The sequence below is a fragment of the Acinetobacter sp. 12966 genome, assembly GCF_031196995.1.
Lineage (GTDB): Bacteria > Pseudomonadota > Gammaproteobacteria > Pseudomonadales > Moraxellaceae > Acinetobacter > Acinetobacter geminorum.
Genome location: NZ_JAVIMC010000089.1, coordinates 137620 through 158233, shown reverse-complemented (window position 1 = coordinate 158233; position 20614 = coordinate 137620). Strand labels below are relative to the sequence as shown.

The following is a 20614-nucleotide window of genomic DNA, read 5'->3' as shown; positions in this document are numbered from 1 at the left end:
AGTGGGGAAAGGAAATTGTTCACTTCCCCCACCCTCATTTCTTATCTTTCTACTTTCAATACAGCCAAGAACGCTTCTTGTGGAATTTCAACACTTCCCACTTGTTTCATACGTTTCTTACCTTCTTTTTGTTTAGAAAGTAGTTTTTTCTTACGCGAAACGTCACCACCATAACATTTTGCCAATACGTTTTTACGCATCGCTTTTACGGTAGAACGGGCAATAATTTGCGCACCAATTGCTGCCTGAATAGCAACATCGAACATTTGGCGAGGAATTAAGTCTTTCATTTTCTCAACCAATGCAATACCACGATGGCGTGCATCATTACGGTGACAAATCATAGCCAAGGCATCAACCTTTTCGCTATTAATTAACACATCAACCTTAACTAAAGCTGAACTTTCAAAACGTACAAAGTTATAGTCTAAAGATGCAAAGCCACGAGAGCATGACTTTAATCTGTCAAAGAAATCCATAACGACTTCAGCCATCGGGATTTCAAATGTAATAGAAACTTGGTTACCCAAGAATTTCATATCTTTTTGTACACCACGACGTTCGATACATAGTGTCATTACGTTCCCTAAATATTCTTGAGGAACAAGGATATGACACTCCGCAATTGGTTCACGTAAATCTTCTACAGTCGATCCATCTGGCATTTTTGATGGACTATCGATGTAAATCGTTTCGCCTTTCTTGGTTAATGCTTCATAAATTACAGTAGGTGCAGAACTGATGAGATCAAGATCGTACTCACGTTCTAAACGCTCTTGTACAATTTCCATATGTAGCATGCCTAAGAAGCCACAACGGAAACCAAAGCCTAAAGCATCTGAACTTTCTGGTTCAAAGAATAAAGCCGAATCATTAATCTGTAATTTTTGTAATGCTTCACGGAATGGTTCAAAGTCACTGGCATCAATCGGGAAAAGACCAGCATATACTTGTGGTTTAACCTTTTTGAAACCTGGTAAAGTTGCAACGTCTGGTGTAGAAGCAAGAGTAATTGTGTCACCTACTGGCGCACCAAAAATATCTTTAATACCAGCAATAACAAAACCTACTTCACCAGCTTCAAGAATATCTGTTTCAGTATGCTTAGGATTAAATACACCTACAGACGTGACCGGATGAGTTTGTCCTGTCGATTTAACCAACATTTTGTCGCCCTTGCGGATACGACCTTGTTTAATACGAACAAGAGAAACTACGCCTAAGTAGTTATCAAACCATGAGTCGATAATTAATGCTTGTAATGGTGCTTCACGATCACCTTCTGGCGCCGGAATAACATCGACTAAACGCTCGAGTACACCTTCAACACCTAAACCAGTTTTTGCTGAACAGGTTGGTGCATCTGTCGCTTCAATCCCGATAATTTCTTCAATTTCATGAATTACACGTTCAGGTTCAGCCTGTGGTAAATCAATTTTATTTAGAATAGGAAGAACTTCTAGACCTTGTTCAATTGCTGTATAACAGTTTGCAACTGATTGAGCTTCAACACCTTGTGCTGCATCTACAACCAATAGTGCACCTTCACACGCAGCTAATGAACGAGAAACTTCATAGGAGAAGTCAACGTGCCCAGGCGTATCAATAAAGTTAAGTTGGTATTCCTGACCATTTGGATGGGTGTAGTACAGCGTGACAGAAGCGGCTTTAATGGTAATCCCACGTTCACGCTCAAGCTCCATTGAGTCTAAGACTTGGGCTTGCATTTCACGATCTTGTAGACCGCCACACATCTGAATAAAACGGTCAGCCAATGTAGACTTACCATGGTCAATGTGGGCAATAATCGAGAAATTTCGTATATTTTTGATATCGACGGATTTTTTAGCTTGCGCCATGGGTTACCTTGAGAAAATATAGAGTGCTATGTAGCTTGCTTTAATACACAGCCAAAGCGGTTAAATAAATTGCGTGACATTATAACAGATTGCCGATATGAAAAAGATATAAATTCTTTCTTTTAAAAAAGCTTTTTAAACTTCTCAATATAACAAACTATTTATCTTTGAAGAGTCTTTAAATCAGAACAGTTTTAACTCGAACTTAAGTAAGCTTGCAGATAAATTATTGCCAGTTTCATTAGCTATATCCCCAATCAATTCAAATCCGAGTTTCTGCACGACTTGTTGAGATCTAATGTTCTGTTCAAATATTTCAGCCCAAACATATTTTATTTGTTTTTGGAATAATCTGCCTTGTTTCAAATACTGGATGAGCCCTACAAGAGCCTCTTGCATATATCCCTTACCCCATGCATTAGGATGAAGCTCATAACCAATAACAACCGCAAAATCATCACCAATTTGTTTGATAGTATTTACACCACATGTTCCCAACATAGTTCCATCTTTTTTAAGACAAATAGCATGCCTAAAACCTAGCTGTTGATTCCATTTTTTATGCATTTTTTCAATTAAAGCCTCAGCTTCTTCCAATAAAGTAAAGGCTTCTAAATCATAAAATTCGAGTACGCTTGAATTTGAAAATAATTCAAAGATAAAATTTTTATCAGTTTCTGTAAGGTCACTTAAGATTAATCGATCTGTTTCTATAGAAAATAAATACTCCAAATTCCAGCCTCTCTTTTTTACTTGCGATCATACGAAACGGTAAAATCGTAAGGATTTATGCTTGAGTCAAGCGGCTTGTATGCATGGGTAAAAGTTGGCGACATTCGTTTTGGACGTCCAGTAGCAATTTCAATACATGCCCATTTGGTATTCCCAACAAATAATACGGCCTGATCTGATGGACGAAAAAACACATACTGGCGGAACGAATAAAGTGCATTAATGTCATCTAACCATGTACGTAATACGATTTGTTCGCCTTCAAATGCAGCTTTACGATATTGCACATGATGCTCAACCGCGACCATTGCATGTTTTAACTCAAGATACTTAGTTACCCCTACTCCCAAAGTTTCAACATGGGCAGCAGCTACATCTTGCATCCATTGAACATACATCACATTATTTACATGTCCCAACGCATCAATGTGATGTGGCTGTACCTGAATATGTAAATCAAAAATACTACTCACAAATGAACACTCTTATTTATTAACCTTAAAACTGAAATAAGTGTAGGTAGATATCGCTAAACGCTCAAGATAAATAACAAAAACCACCCATTTCCAGGGTGGCTTATTGATTGGGTTGAGGACTATTGAATACGTAAACCAAGCATCGCGCGCTGTCCCTGACGAATAATAGCAACACGTGCTACGGTATTTTTCGGCAAGTTAGAAACAACTTTTGCAAAATCCTGACTATTTAAAATTTGGTTATTATTGACTTGAGTAATCACATCACCTGGAATGATATTCGACAATGATGCTAAACCGCCACGGCGAACATCTTGTACATAAATCCCCCCTTTCACGCTCAACGCATTTTTTTCCGGTTCAGCTAGATCACGAATACTCATGCCTAAAACTGGCCCTTTAGATGCAGCACCTTGTGCACCAGTAGCAGGTGTTTCATCTGGCGCAGTCGTTAAAGTCGCTGAAATATTGCGTGTTTTATCATCACGTAATACTTCAAACTGAACGGTTTGATTTGGCTGTACTTTGTTTAATGCATAGAGTAAATCACTCGTACGAAGTACAGGCGCACCATTTAATTTTAAAATGACATCTCCAGCTCTTAGCCCTGCTTTTTGTGCAGGTGAGTTCGGAGAAATTTGAGTAATTAAAGCACCTTCAGGTTTTGGTAACTTATAGGCATCAGCAAGGTTTCGATCAATATCTTGCATCATCACCCCAAGATAAGAACGCGTTACTTTACCTTTTGTTTTGAGCTGGTCCGCAACATCCATTGCTACATCAATCGGAATAGAGAAAGACAAGCCCATATAGCCGCCAGTACCACTAAATATTCGTGAATTTACCCCGACCACTTCACCATTTTGATTAAATAATGGACCACCAGAGTTACCTGGGTTTAAAGCCACGTCAGTTTGAATAAACGGCACCGAGGTTTCACCACTCATGTTCCGAGATTTTGCACTGACAATACCTGCCGAAGCTGAGTAGTCAAAGCCAAACGGCGAACCAATAGCTAAAACAGGTTCTCCGACACGTAAACGATCAACATTTCCTACTCGTAAAGCTGGATAGTTAGTTCCATTTACCTTTAACAAAGCAACGTCTGTACGCTCATCACTACCCACTACGGTTGCATCAATTTCACGGCGGTCATTTAGAGTGATGCTGATACGAGAGGCATTTTCAATCACATGGTGGTTTGTGAGTAAATAGCCATCTTTACTAATAAAGAATGCACTTCCGTAAGCTGTCTTTTCTTGTGGACCTCGTTGCTGTGGAATGATGACCTGATTGCCAAAGAAACGTTTTAAAATTTCAGGAACTTGCTGCTGCAACAGTTCATCCTGAGTCATTTTTTTTACGACATTCACACTCACAACTGCTGGACTAACTTGTTCAACGAGGTTTGAAAAATCAACAGCAGCATTTGCTTGAACAGCAGCAACTGTAAATACCGCTGCATACATTCCTTGTTGTAAATAGCGAGATTTCATTCGGTGCTCACCCACAATTTGGTCTACGAGAATAAGAATAAAACTGTTGTATCACAACGCTTTGGGGTTGTGCGTAACAATATGTTTATTTGTAATACATCATCACAAGGATTATTTTACGCATTGCAACTTTTTAAGCCAATTGCAATTTTTCTCTGAGTTAGAGCGCTTAAGCTCTTGCCTTTTTAGGTAAAAAGGGGTGTCATTAGCGGACGTTTTAAATTGATGCGAATGGACATGCCTAATTTACAGACAATTCACCACTTTGACGTGATTATTGTGGGCAGCGGCGGCGCTGGTTTAAGTCTGGCTTTATCGTTACCAAATCATTTTAATATTGCAGTTTTAGCCAAAGCTGCTCTAACCGAAGCAAGTACCTTTTATGCTCAAGGTGGCGTTGCTGCTGTTCTTGATGAGACTGACTCTATTCAACAGCATATTAATGACACTATGATTGCAGGCGCTCATTTATGTGAAATGGACGCGGTACAACATACCGTAGAAGGTGGTCGCCCTTCTGTTGATTTTCTTTTAAAACAAGGCGTGCAATTTACCTTAGATGAAGATGAGCAACTTCACTTAACTCGCGAAGGTGGTCACTCGCAGCGTCGCATTATCCATTCTGCTGATGCAACAGGCAAAGCCATTTCAACCACTTTAGTTGAGCGTGCCAAAGAACGTAAAAATATTACTATTTTTGAAAATTATATTGCGATTGACTTAATCACCTCGCATAAATTAGGCCATACCGACCAAGCGAATCGCGCTATTGGTTTATATACATTAGATGAAAATACTGAAAAGGTTCATACCTTCCTTGCACCATTCACCGCACTGGCTTGCGGCGGTGCGATGAAAGCTTATCTGTACACATCTAATCCAGATATTGCCACAGGTGATGGTATTGCAATGGCTTTCCGTGCAGGTTGCCGCGTTGCCAATATGGAATTTAATCAGTTCCACCCAACTTGTCTGTATCATCCTCAAGCACGCTCATTTTTAATTACCGAAGCTATGCGTGGTGAAGGTGCTTATTTGCGCTTACCTGATGGCGAACGTTTTATGTTGCGTTTTGATGATCGTGCAGAACTAGCTCCTCGCGATATTGTGGCACGTACAATTGACCACGAAATCAAACGTCTCGGTATTCGCCATGTATGGTTAGACATTACCCATAAATCACCTGAATTTATTAAAGAGCACTTCCCTACACTTTATGCACGATTGCTTGAGTTAGGCATCGACATTACCAAAGACATGATTCCAGTGGTGCCAGCAGCTCACTATACATGTGGTGGTGTTGTGGTTGACTCAAATAGCCAGACGGATATTGAAGGTCTCTATGCGATTGGTGAAACATCTTATACAGGCTTACATGGTGCAAACCGTATGGCAAGTAACTCATTACTTGAGTGCTTCGTTTACGGTATGAGTGCGGCAAAAGACATCGAAAATAAATTTGATGAAAACTTCAAATTACCTGAAGTACCAACTTGGGATGACTCACAAGTAACCAACCCTGATGAAGATGTTGTGATTTTACAAAACTGGGATGAGTTACGTTCAACCATGTGGAACTACGTTGGTATTGTCAGAACCACAAAACGTTTAGAACGTGCGTTACACCGTATTGAAATGTTAAAGCGTGAAATCACTGAATATTATCAAGACTACCGTGTTAGCAAAAACCTGATTGAGCTGCGTAACCTTGTTTTAGTATCTGAAATGATTGTTCGCTGTGCTATGCAACGTAAAGAATCACGTGGTCTACATTACACGCTCGATTATCCGGAAACTTCGAACGAGATTCGTAAAACGGTTTTAACTCCTCCAAATTTTGCAGTAGAACAGCCGTTGGTTAATACTGATATTTAAGGTGCCCTTCTACAGAAAAAGCACAGCTCTGGCTGTGCTTTTTATTTGGTTTAATATTTATGCTCTAGGTGGAATTGAATAAGTCGCAGTCACATGCGCCACAGGTTCATCCAGACCGACCGAATAAATCCAGACCTCTCCGACAACCAAGCTCTTTCCGACTTTCATGAGTTTACATTCACTACGTAAGTCTTGATCACCTGCAGGTTTTCTTAAAAAATTAATATTAAAGTTGGTCGTCACAGCTAAACCAACAATACCAATCTCACCTAATATCGCAATATATAAAGCAAAGTCTGCCAAAGTCATCATGGTTGGGCCAGATATAGTACCACCAGGGCGTTGATGCCTTTGATCGACATGATAGTAAACAACTGCAGCTTTGGGAGTGACTGATTCAATTGTGCAATGTTCAAGACTTGGTGGAAATTCCTTTTCAAGAAATGCCACGATTTCTTCTTTTGAACTTTTCATCCTTGTTATTCTTCAATCTATAAATCATATTTAAGATAGCATAAGAAAATTACAGATATTTTCTATGACGATTTAAATCAGAATTAACATCATTTTTCACCACTCCTATATTTTTATAAGAGTGGCTCATCCAATTGCTTACCGTAAATATTGCAAAGCCTGCTCAAACACCTGATCAGGACTTTGTGTTGCATCTATTCGCTTAATCCGTTCCGGTTCAGCTTTCCACAAGGTTTCATAACCTTCACGAACCTTAGTAAAGAAGCTTAACTTTTCTTGTTCAAAACGGTCTAAAGCTCCGCGTTCACGTGCACGGTTCATACCAAGTTCAATCGGTGCATCTAACCAGAAAGTCACCTCCGGCATGCGTGAAACGAAGTTCTGATTTAAAAGCTGTAATTTATCTTGGCTTAAACCGCGACCAGAACATTGATAGGCAAAACTCGCATCGGTAAAGCGATCACTTAATACAATTTTATTAGCTTCTAAAGCAGGCAAAATAACCTGTTGTAAGTGTTGAGCACGTGCTGCATAAATGAGTAATAACTCAGTATCATGACTCATATTTTCATCATGATTCACAGCCAAAAGCATCGAACGAATTTGTTCAGCTAACGGTGTACCCCCCGGCTCTCGAGTTAAAACAACTCGTTTGCCTTGCTCTTCAAAATGCTGATGAATTTTTCGAATGAGTGTAGTTTTACCTACCCCTTCCGTGCCTTCAAAGCTGATAAACATCTCTTTTCCTTATTTCTTCGATCTCAACACGGATAAATAATCCTGCACAGCTTGATTATGTGCTTGCAAGCTTGCCGTAAATTTATGTCCACCATTACCAGTCGCAACAAAATAGATGTTATTTGAATCATCTGGATGTAATGCTGCTTCAATTGCCTTTTGGCTTGGCAAAGCAATTGGAGTTGGCGGTAAACCATTAATAGTATAAGTATTATATGGTGTTGGAGTACGGAGGTCTTCTCGGGTAATGTTGCCTTTATAGTTATTACCCATTCCATAAATAACAGTTGGATCCGTTTGTAAACGCATACCAAGTTTTAAACGGCGGACAAAAACTCCAGAAACTTGTGTAAGTTCACTGTCTAAACTCGTTTCTTTCTCAACAATAGAAGCCATAATTAATGCTTCATATTTATCTTTATACGGTAAATTCGGCGCGCGATTTGCCCAAGCTGTATCTAAGGCTTTCATTTGACGATGATATAAATCGGTCAGAATTTTCTTATCAGTCTCGCCTTTGGCAAAGAAATAAGTATTCGGCGCGAACAAGCCCTCTGGATGATCGTAAGGAATCCCAAGCGCTTTCATAAGCTGATCATTAGGTAAATCCAATATTGTATTTTTTACATTTTTATCATTTTTTAATGCAGTAATAAGCTGCTTAAAAGTTGTACCTTCAATCACCAAAACACGGTTCATCTGAGCATTATCAGCATCAGACAACATCTCTAACACTTGTCTTACGCTCATCCCTTGTTCAATTTCATACACACCAGCTTTCATGCTGTCATGAATCATAAACTTCTGATAAAGCTTTAAGACGATAGGAAAGCTAACTTTGTCCTCTTTTGCCAAACGATCAATAAAACCAGAATAAGTTTCCCCAGATGTAATAGATAACATCTGTTTTTTTCCTTCGATAGGATAAGCCTTAAACAAACTTGACCATAAAATCGCAAACGTAAAGATTAAAACAATAAAAAGGCTAATTAGAACCAATCGCTTAGAAAATTTTGGAGCTTGTTTTTTGTTATTTTTCTTGGCGTTTTTTGCTTTCGCATTCACAGGTGGCTTCGGCATATTAATGAATCTGATTTAAGTTAAGGATATGAAATAAATCTATGCATGCCTGTGTATCTAGCATTTTCTCGCCTAAATGAGTAACCACTCGCATAGGGTTTAAAGCATTACAAAAGAATAGACTTTGTATTTCAGATACTTCATCTAATTCAATCACACGTACTTCACAGGCAATACCATGGTGCTGCATACGCGCCAGAATTTCTGCCCGCATTACACCGTGGACGCCATTATAACGAAGTTCAGGAGTAATCCATCTATCATTTAAACGAATAAAACAATTACTACTGACCCCTTCAACAATATAACCTTGTACATCAGTAACTAATGCTTCAGCCCACCCGAGTTGATCTGCTTCTTTTTTTAGCAATACTTGTTCAAGGCGATTTAAAGATTTAAGTCCGACCAAGCTCGGCATAGTTAAACCTAGGGCCTGATTTAAAACACCACACTGGATAGAATCAGGCACAAACGGCTCTAAAGCTTTTGGATAAAACCAGATATAAATATCAGCCTCATGTTTTGGCAAGCTATAACCACGGTCGCCTTCCCCACGACTAATCACAATTTTTAAAGTGCCGTTGAGTACGAGGTTTTGCTTTTGCAGTTGCTGTAAACTCAGTTCAATTAATTCAAAATTTACAGTCAAAGACAGTTTTTGACATGCAAGTTTTAGACGTTGCCAGTGCCTTTCTTTAAGCTCAATTTGGTTTTGAAAAACACGAATTGTAGTAAAGCATCCATCACCATAATGAAAGGCTCGATCTAATAAAGGAATAGTCTCAACGGGTTGCCCATTTTTAAAACACCACATGTTTGTTCCATCCTTTACTAAAAGCCGCACAACAATACACCACCTTTCATTTAAATAATAAATGACTGATTTTAAAAAATTATACCGATTTCGTATCTAGTTTTGAAACTCGTTATATATCAAGATTTAAGAATAGTTTATCTATTTTTAATATTTCTATTTTTTTCATATTAAATTCGTTTTTTATTATTTTTTTAGAATAAAGACTAGCGCTATTCTGCGTTCAAGTTTTGAACATTTCATATTTTTTGAGGATTTATCTCATGCGTTTTTCTCAATTAAAAGTCGGGGTTATCGCTGCACTTGTTTCTGTTTCATCATTTGCAGCCCAAGAGTTTTTAAATGTTTCTTACGATCCTACTCGTGAGCTATATACAGATTTCAACAAACAGTTCGGTACTTACTGGAAAAAACGCACTGGTCAAGATATTGAGTTTAAGCAATCACACGGCGGTTCTGGTAAACAGGCTCGTGCAGTTATCGATGGTTTAAATGCAGATGTGGTGACATTAGCACTTGCAGCAGACATTGATGAAATTGCTGAAAAAGCAAAGTTACTTCCAACAAACTGGCAGAAAAAACTGCCACAAAACTCAACGCCATATACATCAACCATTGTGTTTTTGGTGCGTAAAGGCAACCCAAAGCAAATTAAAGACTGGGCTGATTTAATCAAACCAGGCATAGAAATCATTACACCAAACCCGAAAACCTCTGGTGGTGCTCGTTGGAACTATCTTGCAGCTTGGGCTTGGGCAAAACATCAACCAGGCGGCAATGACGCGAAAGCACAAGAATACGTTCGCCAAATTTATAAACACACTAAAGTTCTAGACTCTGGTGCTCGCGGTGCGACGACTACTTTCGCTGAGCGAGGCATTGGTGATGTATTACTGGCTTGGGAAAATGAAGCTCATTTAGCTATTCGTGAACAGCCCGGCAAATTTGAAATTATTACTCCGTCTCTTTCAATCTTAGCTGAACCTCCAGTTGCAATTGTGGAGAAGAATGCAGCTAAAAAAGGCAACTTAACCATTGCTAAAGGTTATCTCAACTATTTGTACTCACCTGCTGGTCAAGAAATTGCAGCACGTAACTTCTACCGTCCGCGTAACGCAGCTGTTCTTAAAAAATACAGCAATGTATTTAAGCCATTGAAGCTTGTAACAATCGATAAAGAGTTTGGTGGTTGGACAAAAGTACAAAAACAACACTTTGATAATGGTGGTGTTTTCGATCAAATTGTGAAAATCAATAGTGCAGAGAAGTGATTCTTTGCACTAAAAGTAAGGAGAACAGACATGATTCACACTGTAATTGTTCCGGGTGTAGGTGGCAGTGAACATCAGCATTGGCAATCTTGGTTGCAGCGTCAACTCGTGTCTAGTTCTCGTGTTGAGCAAAAAAACTGGGATAGACCTGTATTAAGTGAATGGGTTGAGCAATTCGTTAAAACAGTTCACGCAGCTCAAGCTCCTGTTCAAATTGTTGCACATAGTTTCGGATGCTTAACGAGTGTAGCTGCTTTAGCTGAGCATCCAGAATTAAAAAGCCAAGTTAAGAAACTAATTTTAGTCGCTCCAGCGAATCCAGCACGCTTTGGGGAAGCAGGGTTTGCTCGCCATAGCTTGACCGACTACAAAGATTATTTTCATCAATTAAAAATTGATGTACCTGCAACGCTACTCATTAGTGAAAATGATCCATGGCTCGGCTTTTTTGATGCATTACAACTTGCAAAATCATGGAAGTTAAATCCCGTTAATCTTGGAGAAGTGGGCCATATTAATGTTGCCTCAGGTTTTGGGCCATTTCCAGATTTGCTGAATTATTTGATTCCAGAAAATTCGATGTGTAGTCACTCATCTATCGACCCGGTAAAAACACATTTCTCTTTGAAATTTGCTTAATACCAATCTTTATACCGCACTGTTTATCTTTATTTATTCGCTTACTGGTTTCAGAAGGCTTTTCTCTTTGAGGAAATATCATGTCGCAGCGATCCCGAGTGCTGCCTGGGTTTGGTCTATCTTTGGGCTTCACCCTCGCCTATGTTTCTTTTATTGTGCTTATTCCATTAGCCGCAGTCTTTATCAAATCATTTGGAATCGGATGGGACGGATTATGGGAAATTTTAACGTCTGAGCGTATTTTGAAATCGCTTCAACTCAGCTTTAGTTCAGCTTTAATCGCAGCATTTATTAATGTTGTGTTTGGTCTGCTTTTGGCTTGGTGTCTTGTTCGTTACAACTTCCCTGGAAAGCGTCTAGTTGATGCATTGGTCGATTTACCTTTTGCGCTTCCGACCGCAGTTGCAGGTATTGCACTGACTTCACTCTATGCACCTACTGGTTGGTTAGGTCAATATCTTGAACCACTTGGTATTCAGGTCGCATATAGCCCAATCGGTATTACGTTGGCATTGGTCTTTATTGGTATTCCATTTATTGTTCGAACCGTTCAGCCGGTACTCAGCGATATTGAAACCGAACTTGAGGAAGCAGCTTCAGCACTTGGTGCAAATCGCTGGCAGACGATTACTAAAATTATTTTACCGATATTACTACCAGCTTTGTTCACAGGTTTTGCTTTAGCATTTGCCCGCGGTGTGGGTGAATATGGTTCAGTTATTTTTATTGCGGGTAACCAGCCGTTTAAAACAGAAATTGCTCCACTCATGATCATTTCACGTCTTGAAGAATATGATTATGCAGGCGCAACAACGATTGCTGCGGTCATGTTAGTTCTCTCTTTCATCATTTTATTTGCCATTAATTTACTTCAAGCGTGGGCAAACCGTCGTACAGGGAGAAATGTCACATGAACCTACATACTGACAGCAATGCGCTTGCGCTTAAATTGCAATCACGAGATGCGACACGTGAACCAACTTGGGTACGTTACACACTCATTACCGTGGCTCTGATTTTTTTCTTAAGCTGCTTGATGTTGCCACTCATTCTGGTTTTTGTAGAAGCATTTAAACAGGGACTTGAAGTCTATGTTCAAGCGTTGATTGATCCAGACACGCTATCGGCAGTGAAATTGACCTTATTAACCGCAGCAATTGCTGTTCCGATTAACGTGATATTTGGTGTTGGCGCTGCATGGGCTGTCTCTAAGTTCCAGTTTAGAGGTAAGGCGATTTTAACAACCATCATTGATATGCCTTTTTCGGTTTCACCCGTTATTGCCGGTTTAATGATTGTATTGATTTTTGGTGCGCAAGGCTGGTTTGGCGGATGGTTAATGGAACATGACATCAAAGTTTTATATGCCGTACCCGCAATTGTTTTAGCCACTATTTTTATTACTGTTCCATTTGTTGCACGTGAGTTAATTCCACTCATGGAGGCTCAAGGAACTGAAGAAGAAGAAGCAGCGATTGTACTCGGTGCATCAGGATGGCAAACCTTTTGGAAGGTCACTCTACCAAACATTAAATGGGGTTTAATTTACGGCGTGATTCTATGTAATGCCCGTGCAATGGGTGAGTTTGGCGCAGTATCTGTAGTTTCTGGCCACATCCGTGGTGAAACCAATACCCTGCCACTTCATGTCGAAATTTTATATAACGAGTACACCTTCAGCGCAGCCTTTGCCGTGTCCTCACTGCTTGCCTTCTTAGCTCTTTTAACACTGATTTTAAAAACTTGGTTAGAGCTACATCAAGATAAACCAGAACCGCATTCAACTGATTCGTAAGGAATGAAATCATGAGTATTCAAGTTAAAAATATTGAAAAACACTTTGGTGCATTCCATGCGCTTAAAAATATTTCCCTAGATTTTCCAGAGGGTGAACTGGTTGCGCTGCTCGGACCATCTGGTTGTGGTAAGACGACGTTACTCCGTATTATTGCAGGTCTAGAATCAGCTGATGGCGGTCAGGTTTTACTTGAAGGCGAAGATGCGACCAATGTACATGTGCGTGAGCGTCAAGTTGGTTTTGTATTCCAGCATTATGCTTTATTCCGCCATATGACCGTATTTGACAATATTGCCTTTGGTTTACGTGTTCGACCTCGTGCAACCCGTCCTTCGGAAGCTGAAATTAAAAAACGTGTCACTCGGTTACTTGATCTAGTCCAACTGGGCTTTTTAGCAGACCGCTACCCTGCTCAGCTTTCAGGCGGACAACGTCAGCGTATTGCTTTAGCACGGGCTTTGGCTGTAGAACCTCGTGTGTTACTACTCGATGAACCATTTGGTGCGCTAGATGCTAAAGTCCGTAAAGAGTTACGCCGCTGGTTACGCAACTTACATGATGAATTGCATATCACTTCAATTTTCGTAACTCACGATCAGGAAGAAGCACTTGAGGTTGCAGACCAGATTATTGTCATGAATAAAGGTAATGTTGAGCAAATCGGTTCACCTCGTGAAGTTTATGAAAAACCTGCAACGCCATTTGTGTTTGATTTCTTGGGTCAGGCAAATCGATTTGAAGGTGAACATACGGAAGGTATCATCCGTATCGGTAATGACCGTATTCAATTACCAACAGCAGTTGAAGCACCTCAAGGAAAAGTGATTGCTTTTGCTCGTCCAGATGAGTTACATATTCACTCGCAACCGCAAGCGAATACCATTGAAGCGACTTTTGTACGTGAAATCTGGATTGCTGGGAAAGTAGTAGCTGAATTACAAGATCGTAATGGACATTTAATCGAAATTGCTCTGAGCAGTGAAGCTGCAAAATTACATGCATTTAAACCTAATCAAACTGTTTGGGTGAGCGCATCTCAATTGCACTTATTTGCAGACCAAGTTGCTTAAGAAATATATTTGGTGAGGAAATATCTTGCGGATCTTTAGACGCTCCTCACCTCTTTTGAGGAAAAGTGTAAATGAACTTTCAACAATTAAGAATTATCCGAGAAACAGTACGCCAAAACTTTAACTTGACGGAAGCATCGGCTGCACTCTACACATCTCAATCAGGTGTAAGTAAGCACATTAAAGATTTAGAAGATGAATTAGGTGTTCAACTTTTCGTTCGTAAAGGTAAACGCCTTTTAGGTTTAACAGAACCGGGCCAGTCACTTCTTAGCATTGTTGAACGCATGTTAGTGGATGCTGAAAATATTAAACGACTTGCCGAAGATTTTAATAAGGTTGACGAAGGAACATTAACGATCGCAACTACGCATACTCAAGCGCGTTATGTATTGCCTCCAATCGTTAATCAATTTAAGAAATTATTCCCAAAAGTACATTTAATTTTACAACAAGCTAGCCCTGTCGAAATTTCAGAAATGCTTTTACAAGGTGAAGCGGATATTGGTATTGCAACAGAGTCTTTAACGACTGAAGAAAATCTGGCTAGTATTCCTTACTACCAATGGCAACACAGTATTATTACCCCACAAAATCATCCTTTAGTGCAGGCGGACAAGATCACTCTAGAACTTTTAGCTGAATATCCACTCATTACATACCATGGTGGTTTTACAGGTCGATCTAAAATTGATAAAGCGTTTGAAGAAGCTCACCTAGATGCAGATATCGTAATGTCAGCTCTTGATGCCGATGTTATTAAAACCTATGTAGAACTCGGCATGGGTGTCGGGATTGTCAATGACGTAGCTTATGACACAGAACGTGATTATCGTTTAAAGCAAACCAAAACTGATATTTTTGGTGTTAATACCACTTGGATTGCAGTTCGCAAAGGTCATCTATTACGCGGTTATGGTTACGAATTTATTTCTTTATGCTCACCTGATGCGGATATTAAAGCGCTTAAGAAAATTGCTTATCCAGATGAATAAAGATTAAAAATAAATAAAAGCGCTTTTTAGCGCTTTTATTTTATTAAGTACAAAAAACGAGCCGTAGCTCGTTTTTTGTTTTGGATCTTACCAGTAGAAGTTCACACCAACTTTACCAACTGGTAACCATTTATATTTATCATCATTACGGATTTCATTTTCTTCCTTATCTACCGCATCTTGAGCAGACGTTGGATTACCATTTACAGGAGCAAGGTTATATTGAGTTAACTGAACTTTTGGATTACCAGTGTAGTAGGCACCTACTTCACCAAATACGCCCCAATTTTTATTAATTTTTGGAGCAAAACCAAAACCTACATAAGGAGCAATATTATTTTCATAATTCATCTTGCCTCTTACGCCACCTTCTTGACCAGCAACTGCTTGTTGATAGTTTTTACCATCAATTGACAATGTCTCACCATTACCAATACGTTTAGCTAAGTCATAATCATTATCTAGATAAGCAGCACCTGCAGCTACATATAAGCCTTGAGCCCATGGATTAGAACTAGCACCCCATGGACGAATTTCAGCATTTAAATAGATATTGTTGTTGTCCATATCTAGGTCATATTTAGTACCATTTACAGATACATCATCTGTCCATGAAATATCGCCACCGTTATAACCCAAAGCTAAACCTACATATGGATTTGCTTGCCATAATAAAGCACCACCGTAACCAGTTGTGCCTACCTCAGCACGCACCCCCACAGGAAGTAATTGTTTTTGATCAAATGCGTAGCTGTCATGAACAACGGCTTCATCTGCCATTGCAGCACCAGCAGCAAATAAAGCTGTTGTTGTTACTAAAACACGTAATGCTTTCATAGTTTTCTCCTCAAAAAGGCTCTGTTTTTAATTTATTCATCTTGTGACTGAAATCATAATAATGACAGCTTAGATTCTTTTTTATACAAAAAATGCTAGATTTCTGTTATTTTTTGATACAAATTGAGTTAAATTTTTATTTTCAAATCATTTTTGTGTAAAAAACACTTGATTATCTAATAAGCTTATTTCGATTTACCTCATTTATATCATCAATCAAACGTAACACGTTTTTTGAAAGATTCTTGTCACAAATTAGTGTAAAATCTTTAAAATTTTTTATGGAAGGAAGATCATGTCTCAGCTTTCTACAATCATTGAGCAAGCATTTGAAGACCGCGCAAATTTTACTGCAGCAGATTGTTCAAGCGAAATTCGCCAAGCTGTTGAAGAAGCAATTGCTGGTTTAGATAACGGTACACTTCGAGTTGCTGAAAAAATCAATGGTGAATGGATTGTTCATCAATGGTTAAAAAAAGCTGTTTTATTATCATTTAAACTTAATGACAATAAACCAATCGAGTCATGTGATCTTCGTTTCTATGACAAAGTTGAAACTAAATTCTCTGGTTGGACTGAAGAGCAATTTAAAGCTGCAGGTGTTCGTGTTGTTCCTCCTGCTGTAGCACGTCGTGGTAGCTTCCAAGCTAAAAACGTGGTGTTAATGCCATCTTATGTCAACATTGGCGCTTATGTAGATGAAGGCACCATGGTTGATACATGGGCAACTGTAGGTTCATGTGCTCAAATCGGTAAAAATGTTCACTTGTCTGGTGGTGTAGGTATTGGTGGTGTTTTAGAACCATTACAAGCTAACCCAACTATTATTGAAGACAACTGCTTTATCGGTGCACGTTCAGAAATCGTTGAAGGCGTTATCGTTGAAGAAGGCTCAGTCATTTCAATGGGCGTTTTCATTGGTCAATCAACTAAAATTTATGACCGTGAAACTGGCGAAATCCATTATGGTCGTGTACCAGCAGGTTCAGTTGTAGTTGCAGGTAGCTTGCCATCTAAATGTGGTACTTACAGCTTATATGCTGCAATTATCGTGAAAAAAGTTGATGCGCAAACACGTTCAAAAACAAGTTTGAACGATTTGTTACGCGCTGACTAATTTGTTATAACTCTCCTGCGGAGCTTTAATCGCTCCTCATCTCTACGATCAAACTGATCGTAGAGATTTTATTTTTTATATAGTGTGGTATTTCTAGAATGGCTTCCTTACGTTCCTCTGCAATTCCTGTCTCAGACCCTGCGTCCGGTTTACGCATTACCGAGATTTTTTACTCGTTGCAGGGTGAAGCAAATGCCTCTGGCCTACCGACTGTATTTATTCGTCTAACAGGCTGTCCATTACGTTGTAGCTATTGCGATACCACCTATTCCTTTGAAGGTGGCGAACGTTTTTCACTTGAACATATCATTGAAACAGCTACACAATTTCAAACACCTTATATTTGTGTAACAGGTGGTGAACCTCTTGCTCAGCCAAACTGTTTGATTTTATTACAACGTTTATGTGAAGCAGGTTTTGACGTTTCTCTAGAAACCAGTGGCGCTCTTGATGTGTCAAAAGTAGACCCTCGTGTCTCTAGAGTTCTGGATTTGAAAACACCAACTTCTGGTGAAGAACATCGCAATCTCATCAGTAATCTTGACCATTTAACACCACGTGACCAAATCAAATTTGTGATTTGTAATCGTGAAGACTATGAATGGTCAAAGCAACAAGTTGAAAAATATCAATTGCAAACCAAAGTCAGTACCGTTTGGTTCTCCCCTGCCTTTGCAGTTGAAAAAGGTGCTGTAGGCCTGCCACGTCTAGCACGTGATCTGGCACAGTGGATACTTGATGATAAATTACCTGTTCGTTTCCAACTTCAGTTACATAAACTGCTTTGGAACGATGAATCAGGTCGTTAATCACTCAATAAAATAAATCATTCCGAATATGGAGAAAAATATGCGCTCTCGTGCCATTGTTTTACTTTCAGGCGGCTTAGACTCAACCACTTGCCTAGCTTGGGCACAAGCGCGCTATGAATGTATTGCTATTAGTTTTATGTATGGCCAACGCTCAACCACTGAACTTGATGCTGCAAAAGCATTAGCTCAGCGTTCAGGTGTTGAACATCGTGTAATTAATATTGATCTAGCAAATTTAGGCGGATCAGCACTTACAGATCACAACATTGCAGTACCAGAACAGTTACAAGAAGGTATTCCTGTAACTTATGTACCAGCGCGTAACACTATTTTCCTCTCATATGCTCTAGCAGCAGCCGAAGTATTTAATGCTGAAGCTATTGTTATTGGTATCAATGCCGTTGATTATTCAGGATATCCTGATTGTCGCCCTGAATTTATTGATGCTTTTGCGAATATGGCCCGTTTAGCCACTAAAGCTGGCGTAGAAGGAAAACCACTTAAGTTTGAAACACCCCTGTTACATTTATCCAAAGCGAATATCATACGTTTAGGGATTGAACATGGCGTAGACTATAGTCAAACGGTATCTTGCTACCAAGCAGATGCTCAAGGACGTGCGTGTGGTAAATGTGACAGTTGCCGTTTGCGTAAAGAAGGCTTTATCGATGCTGGTGTTACCGATCCAACACGCTATATACCGTAATAAGTAGGTAAAATTTATGAAGTTGTTAAAATCAAATCTTATTCTTTCATCTTTATTCTCAGCAGCTGCACTTATGGCTGGTTCAGTTCAAGCAGCTGAAAACCCAGTTCAAGCGGCATATAAAAGCACTAACGTTAAAGGTGCATTAGTTAACGTTTGTAAAGAACAAACTGCTAAAGGCGGCAAGTTAAGTTCATCTGAAGTTAGCAAATTCTGTAGCTGCCAAGTTGAAGCACAAGGTAAAGTGACTGAAGCACAAAAATGGGAAATCCAAAGCGCAATCAATGCGAAGAAAAGCCCAAGTTCTCTAGGATTTGTACAACAACAAAACCGCGATCTTAAAGCATGTTTCGGTCCTCAGTTAACAACTAAGCTTGAAAAGTTAACTGAAGATGCAATGAAGGCAGCTCAACAACAAGCTCCTAAAAAATAAGATTTTAATGTTCCAAATTAAGCCTGCATTTTTGCAGGCTTTTTTATAGTTTTGTTAAAGAGCTTGAGAACCGTGGCATTGATCCATGTGGTGAGGGCGGTGAATTTCATACGACTGTGATTGATGGGCCAATTTTTAACAAAGCAATCCCTGTAAGAAAACTCAATATTGTTTATCATGAGGAATACGCTTTTTTACCACTTGAATTAGATCAAATTTAACTTTTAAAGGATAAGAAATGTCTGAGAATATTCAACTGCCAAATCAGGTGTTCCCTACTACACACGGCGAAGTGAACTTGGCCGAAGTCGAAAATGAATGGTTAATCATTTACTTCTACCCTAAAGACTCAACACCAGGCTGTACAACACAAGCAGTTGGTTTTTCTTGTTTGAAAGATCAATTTGAAGCTTTAGGTGCCCGTATTTTCGGTATTTCACGTGACTCGGTAAAAGCCCATCAAAATTTTACAGAGAAGCAAGCACTTACTATTGATCTGATCAGTGATAAAGAAGAAACTCTTTGTCATCACTTTGATGTGATTAAAGAAAAGAATATGTATGGTAAAAAAGTCATGGGGATTGAACGTTCTACTTTTATTTTCCATAACAAAACTTTAGTTAAAAGCTATCGCAAAGTTAAAGCAGCTGGGCATGCAGAGCAAGTTCTAGAAGACTTAAAAGCCCTACAAACAGCTTAATAAACTTAAGAAACAAAAAGCGGGCATAATGCTCGTTTTTTGTATATCAACAAATTACTTACTCCTTTACTTTGGCGTATGATAAAGACATTAGAATAATTCACGCTAAGGTATTTACATGAGTGTGCTCAAAGTTTGTAATTTACTGTCTAGTGGTCTTGTTATTTCTGCATGCTCTGTTAGTTCATCCAGTATGCCGCCCTCAATTACATCATCTACCACACAAGTTGAAACTCCATCTATAAGAATAAGTTGCCAAGATTTACAAAACCCCGCCTATCAACAAGCTGTACTTAAAATAATTAATCAGATTCGCCAGCAATCACGCCAATGTGGACAACAACATTTCTCTGCAACCAGACCACTAAGTTGGAGTAATAATTTATATAAAGGTGCACTTTCTCATAGTGAAGATATGGCAACACACAACTTTCTCGGACATGTTGGCTCCACGGGGCTAGATTTAAAATCACGTTTGAAACTTTATAATACACTCGGTAAAGCCAACGGTGAAAATGTAGCGAGTGGACAAAAAACTTTAGATGAAGTGATGTCTAGATGGCTATCGAGTCCCTTACATTGTAGTAACCTAATGAACCCTAAATTTACAACTTACGCAATTGCTTGTGCTTCCGATCAATCTGTAAAACAAAAGAGCTATTGGACTCAACAATTTGGTACACGTTAAAAGG

Annotated in this window: 22 protein-coding genes and 1 pseudogene; 14 read left to right on the top strand and 9 right to left on the bottom strand. The window is 39.2% G+C overall.

Annotated features, from left to right (window positions below; all coding sequences use genetic code 11):
- Positions 1–41 precede the first annotated feature (41 nt).
- The 4 genes from lepA to RFW85_RS13225 form a co-directional block, all read right to left on the bottom strand.
- Positions 42–1859 carry a translation elongation factor 4 gene (lepA, locus tag RFW85_RS13240; protein WP_002118606.1) on the bottom strand — a complete coding sequence of 606 codons (1818 nt, stop codon included), beginning with the start codon at positions 1857–1859 and terminating at the stop codon, positions 42–44.
- A 183-nt stretch (positions 1860–2042) separates the two neighbouring features.
- Entirely contained in the window at positions 2043–2591 is a 549-nt protein-coding gene (locus RFW85_RS13235; protein WP_170249571.1) for a GNAT family N-acetyltransferase, read from the bottom strand.
- A gap of 17 nt (positions 2592–2608) precedes the next feature.
- Positions 2609–3064, bottom strand: a complete 456-nt coding sequence (locus RFW85_RS13230; protein WP_086265445.1) for a thioesterase family protein — start codon at positions 3062–3064, stop codon at positions 2609–2611.
- Between the two features lie 122 nt (positions 3065–3186).
- Positions 3187–4563 carry a Do family serine endopeptidase gene (locus RFW85_RS13225; RefSeq protein WP_171545314.1) on the bottom strand — a complete coding sequence of 459 codons (1377 nt, stop codon included), beginning with the start codon at positions 4561–4563 and terminating at the stop codon, positions 3187–3189.
- A 231-nt stretch (positions 4564–4794) separates the two neighbouring features.
- On the opposite strand from RFW85_RS13225, the gene nadB reads away from it, so the two are divergent.
- Positions 4795–6438 (top strand): L-aspartate oxidase, encoded by a 1644-nt coding sequence (nadB, locus tag RFW85_RS13220; RefSeq protein ID WP_170249569.1) that lies wholly within the window; start codon positions 4795–4797, stop codon positions 6436–6438.
- A gap of 57 nt (positions 6439–6495) precedes the next feature.
- On the opposite strand, the gene RFW85_RS13215 is transcribed toward nadB, so the two are convergent.
- The 4 genes from RFW85_RS13215 to pabC all read right to left on the bottom strand — a co-directional run bounded on the left by RFW85_RS13215 (position 6496) and on the right by pabC (position 9544).
- A complete protein-coding gene (locus RFW85_RS13215) occupies positions 6496–6912 on the bottom strand; it encodes a PaaI family thioesterase (protein WP_000842533.1) in 417 nt (138 codons plus the stop codon).
- Between the two features lie 138 nt (positions 6913–7050).
- Positions 7051–7650 carry a dTMP kinase gene (gene tmk / locus RFW85_RS13210; RefSeq protein ID WP_170249568.1) on the bottom strand — a complete coding sequence of 200 codons (600 nt, stop codon included), beginning with the start codon at positions 7648–7650 and terminating at the stop codon, positions 7051–7053.
- A gap of 9 nt (positions 7651–7659) precedes the next feature.
- The gene (mltG, locus tag RFW85_RS13205) at positions 7660–8730 is read right to left on the bottom strand and encodes an endolytic transglycosylase MltG (protein WP_170249567.1); all 1071 of its coding nucleotides are present in this window, start codon (positions 8728–8730) and stop codon (positions 7660–7662) included.
- A gap of 1 nt (position 8731) precedes the next feature.
- Complete coding sequence (gene pabC / locus RFW85_RS13200; protein WP_060464847.1) at positions 8732–9544, bottom strand: aminodeoxychorismate lyase; 813 nt, start codon at positions 9542–9544, stop codon at positions 8732–8734.
- A gap of 263 nt (positions 9545–9807) precedes the next feature.
- On the opposite strand from pabC, the gene RFW85_RS13195 reads away from it, so the two are divergent.
- From RFW85_RS13195 to RFW85_RS13170, 6 genes are all read left to right on the top strand, one after another.
- Complete coding sequence (locus tag RFW85_RS13195) at positions 9808–10815, top strand: sulfate ABC transporter substrate-binding protein (protein WP_170249566.1); 1008 nt, start codon at positions 9808–9810, stop codon at positions 10813–10815.
- A gap of 30 nt (positions 10816–10845) precedes the next feature.
- Positions 10846–11454, top strand: a complete 609-nt coding sequence (locus RFW85_RS13190) for an alpha/beta hydrolase (protein ID WP_309171597.1) — start codon at positions 10846–10848, stop codon at positions 11452–11454.
- 80 nt (positions 11455–11534) lie between these two features.
- On the top strand, positions 11535–12368 hold the full coding sequence (gene cysT / locus RFW85_RS13185) for a sulfate ABC transporter permease subunit CysT (RefSeq protein ID WP_034679088.1): 834 nt from the start codon (positions 11535–11537) through the stop codon (positions 12366–12368).
- Entirely contained in the window at positions 12365–13249 is an 885-nt protein-coding gene (cysW, locus tag RFW85_RS13180) for a sulfate ABC transporter permease subunit CysW (protein ID WP_170249564.1), read from the top strand. Before cysT ends, cysW begins: the two co-directional genes overlap by 4 nt.
- Positions 13250–13260: 11 nt before the next feature.
- A complete protein-coding gene (locus RFW85_RS13175) occupies positions 13261–14322 on the top strand; it encodes a sulfate/molybdate ABC transporter ATP-binding protein (RefSeq protein WP_170249563.1) in 1062 nt (353 codons plus the stop codon).
- Positions 14323–14393: 71 nt separating this feature from the next.
- On the top strand, positions 14394–15317 hold the full coding sequence (locus RFW85_RS13170) for a CysB family HTH-type transcriptional regulator (protein WP_002118601.1): 924 nt from the start codon (positions 14394–14396) through the stop codon (positions 15315–15317).
- Positions 15318–15404: 87 nt separating this feature from the next.
- Here RFW85_RS13170 and carO read toward each other — a convergent pair whose 3' ends face one another.
- Positions 15405–16154 (bottom strand): ornithine uptake porin CarO type 1, encoded by a 750-nt coding sequence (gene carO, locus RFW85_RS13165; RefSeq protein WP_086265453.1) that lies wholly within the window; start codon positions 16152–16154, stop codon positions 15405–15407.
- Positions 16155–16449: 295 nt separating this feature from the next.
- Here carO and dapD point away from each other — a divergent pair, with 295 nt between their 5' ends.
- From dapD to RFW85_RS13130, 7 genes and pseudogenes are all read left to right on the top strand, one after another.
- Positions 16450–17271, top strand: coding sequence for a 2,3,4,5-tetrahydropyridine-2,6-dicarboxylate N-succinyltransferase (dapD, locus tag RFW85_RS13160; RefSeq protein ID WP_170249562.1), 822 nt, complete (start codon positions 16450–16452; stop codon positions 17269–17271).
- A gap of 98 nt (positions 17272–17369) precedes the next feature.
- Positions 17370–18080 carry a 7-carboxy-7-deazaguanine synthase QueE gene (gene queE / locus RFW85_RS13155; RefSeq protein WP_170249561.1) on the top strand — a complete coding sequence of 237 codons (711 nt, stop codon included), beginning with the start codon at positions 17370–17372 and terminating at the stop codon, positions 18078–18080.
- Positions 18081–18120: 40 nt separating this feature from the next.
- Positions 18121–18789, top strand: coding sequence for a 7-cyano-7-deazaguanine synthase QueC (queC, locus tag RFW85_RS13150; protein WP_002118843.1), 669 nt, complete (start codon positions 18121–18123; stop codon positions 18787–18789).
- A 16-nt stretch (positions 18790–18805) separates the two neighbouring features.
- Entirely contained in the window at positions 18806–19222 is a 417-nt protein-coding gene (locus RFW85_RS13145) for a hypothetical protein (RefSeq protein ID WP_002118993.1), read from the top strand.
- 56 nt (positions 19223–19278) lie between these two features.
- Positions 19279–19443, top strand: a pseudogene (locus RFW85_RS13140) (ATPase); the annotation flags it as partial.
- Between the two features lie 17 nt (positions 19444–19460).
- Positions 19461–19922: a peroxiredoxin gene (locus RFW85_RS13135; protein WP_017480568.1), complete on the top strand. Its 462-nt coding sequence runs from the start codon at positions 19461–19463 to the stop codon at positions 19920–19922.
- A gap of 118 nt (positions 19923–20040) precedes the next feature.
- A complete protein-coding gene (locus RFW85_RS13130; RefSeq protein ID WP_170249560.1) occupies positions 20041–20610 on the top strand; it encodes a CAP domain-containing protein in 570 nt (189 codons plus the stop codon).
- Positions 20611–20614 lie beyond the last annotated feature (4 nt).

Excerpts from the sequence above, each read along its gene's own strand:
- cysT (WP_034679088.1), top strand. The coding sequence starts at position 11,535 with ATGTCGCAGCGATCCCGAGTGCTGCCTGGGTTTGGTCTATCTTTGGGC.
- RFW85_RS13170 (WP_002118601.1), top strand. The coding sequence starts at position 14,394 with ATGAACTTTCAACAATTAAGAATTATCCGAGAAACAGTACGCCAAAAC.
- RFW85_RS13190 (WP_309171597.1), top strand. The coding sequence starts at position 10,846 with ATGATTCACACTGTAATTGTTCCGGGTGTAGGTGGCAGTGAACATCAG.
- dapD (WP_170249562.1), top strand. The coding sequence starts at position 16,450 with ATGTCTCAGCTTTCTACAATCATTGAGCAAGCATTTGAAGACCGCGCA.
- RFW85_RS13135 (WP_017480568.1), top strand. The coding sequence starts at position 19,461 with ATGTCTGAGAATATTCAACTGCCAAATCAGGTGTTCCCTACTACACAC.
- mltG (WP_170249567.1), bottom strand. The coding sequence starts at position 8,730 with ATGCCGAAGCCACCTGTGAATGCGAAAGCAAAAAACGCCAAGAAAAAT.
- RFW85_RS13145 (WP_002118993.1), top strand. The coding sequence starts at position 18,806 with ATGAAGTTGTTAAAATCAAATCTTATTCTTTCATCTTTATTCTCAGCA.
- queC (WP_002118843.1), top strand. The coding sequence starts at position 18,121 with ATGCGCTCTCGTGCCATTGTTTTACTTTCAGGCGGCTTAGACTCAACC.
- RFW85_RS13130 (WP_170249560.1), top strand. The coding sequence starts at position 20,041 with ATGAGTGTGCTCAAAGTTTGTAATTTACTGTCTAGTGGTCTTGTTATT.
- RFW85_RS13225 (WP_171545314.1), bottom strand. The coding sequence starts at position 4,563 with ATGAAATCTCGCTATTTACAACAAGGAATGTATGCAGCGGTATTTACA.
- tmk (WP_170249568.1), bottom strand. The coding sequence starts at position 7,650 with ATGTTTATCAGCTTTGAAGGCACGGAAGGGGTAGGTAAAACTACACTC.
- nadB (WP_170249569.1), top strand. The coding sequence starts at position 4,795 with ATGGACATGCCTAATTTACAGACAATTCACCACTTTGACGTGATTATT.
- cysW (WP_170249564.1), top strand. The coding sequence starts at position 12,365 with ATGAACCTACATACTGACAGCAATGCGCTTGCGCTTAAATTGCAATCA.
- RFW85_RS13195 (WP_170249566.1), top strand. The coding sequence starts at position 9,808 with ATGCGTTTTTCTCAATTAAAAGTCGGGGTTATCGCTGCACTTGTTTCT.
- RFW85_RS13215 (WP_000842533.1), bottom strand. The coding sequence starts at position 6,912 with ATGAAAAGTTCAAAAGAAGAAATCGTGGCATTTCTTGAAAAGGAATTT.
- pabC (WP_060464847.1), bottom strand. The coding sequence starts at position 9,544 with ATGTGGTGTTTTAAAAATGGGCAACCCGTTGAGACTATTCCTTTATTA.
- lepA (WP_002118606.1), bottom strand. The coding sequence starts at position 1,859 with ATGGCGCAAGCTAAAAAATCCGTCGATATCAAAAATATACGAAATTTC.
- queE (WP_170249561.1), top strand. The coding sequence starts at position 17,370 with ATGGCTTCCTTACGTTCCTCTGCAATTCCTGTCTCAGACCCTGCGTCC.
- RFW85_RS13175 (WP_170249563.1), top strand. The coding sequence starts at position 13,261 with ATGAGTATTCAAGTTAAAAATATTGAAAAACACTTTGGTGCATTCCAT.
- carO (WP_086265453.1), bottom strand. The coding sequence starts at position 16,154 with ATGAAAGCATTACGTGTTTTAGTAACAACAACAGCTTTATTTGCTGCT.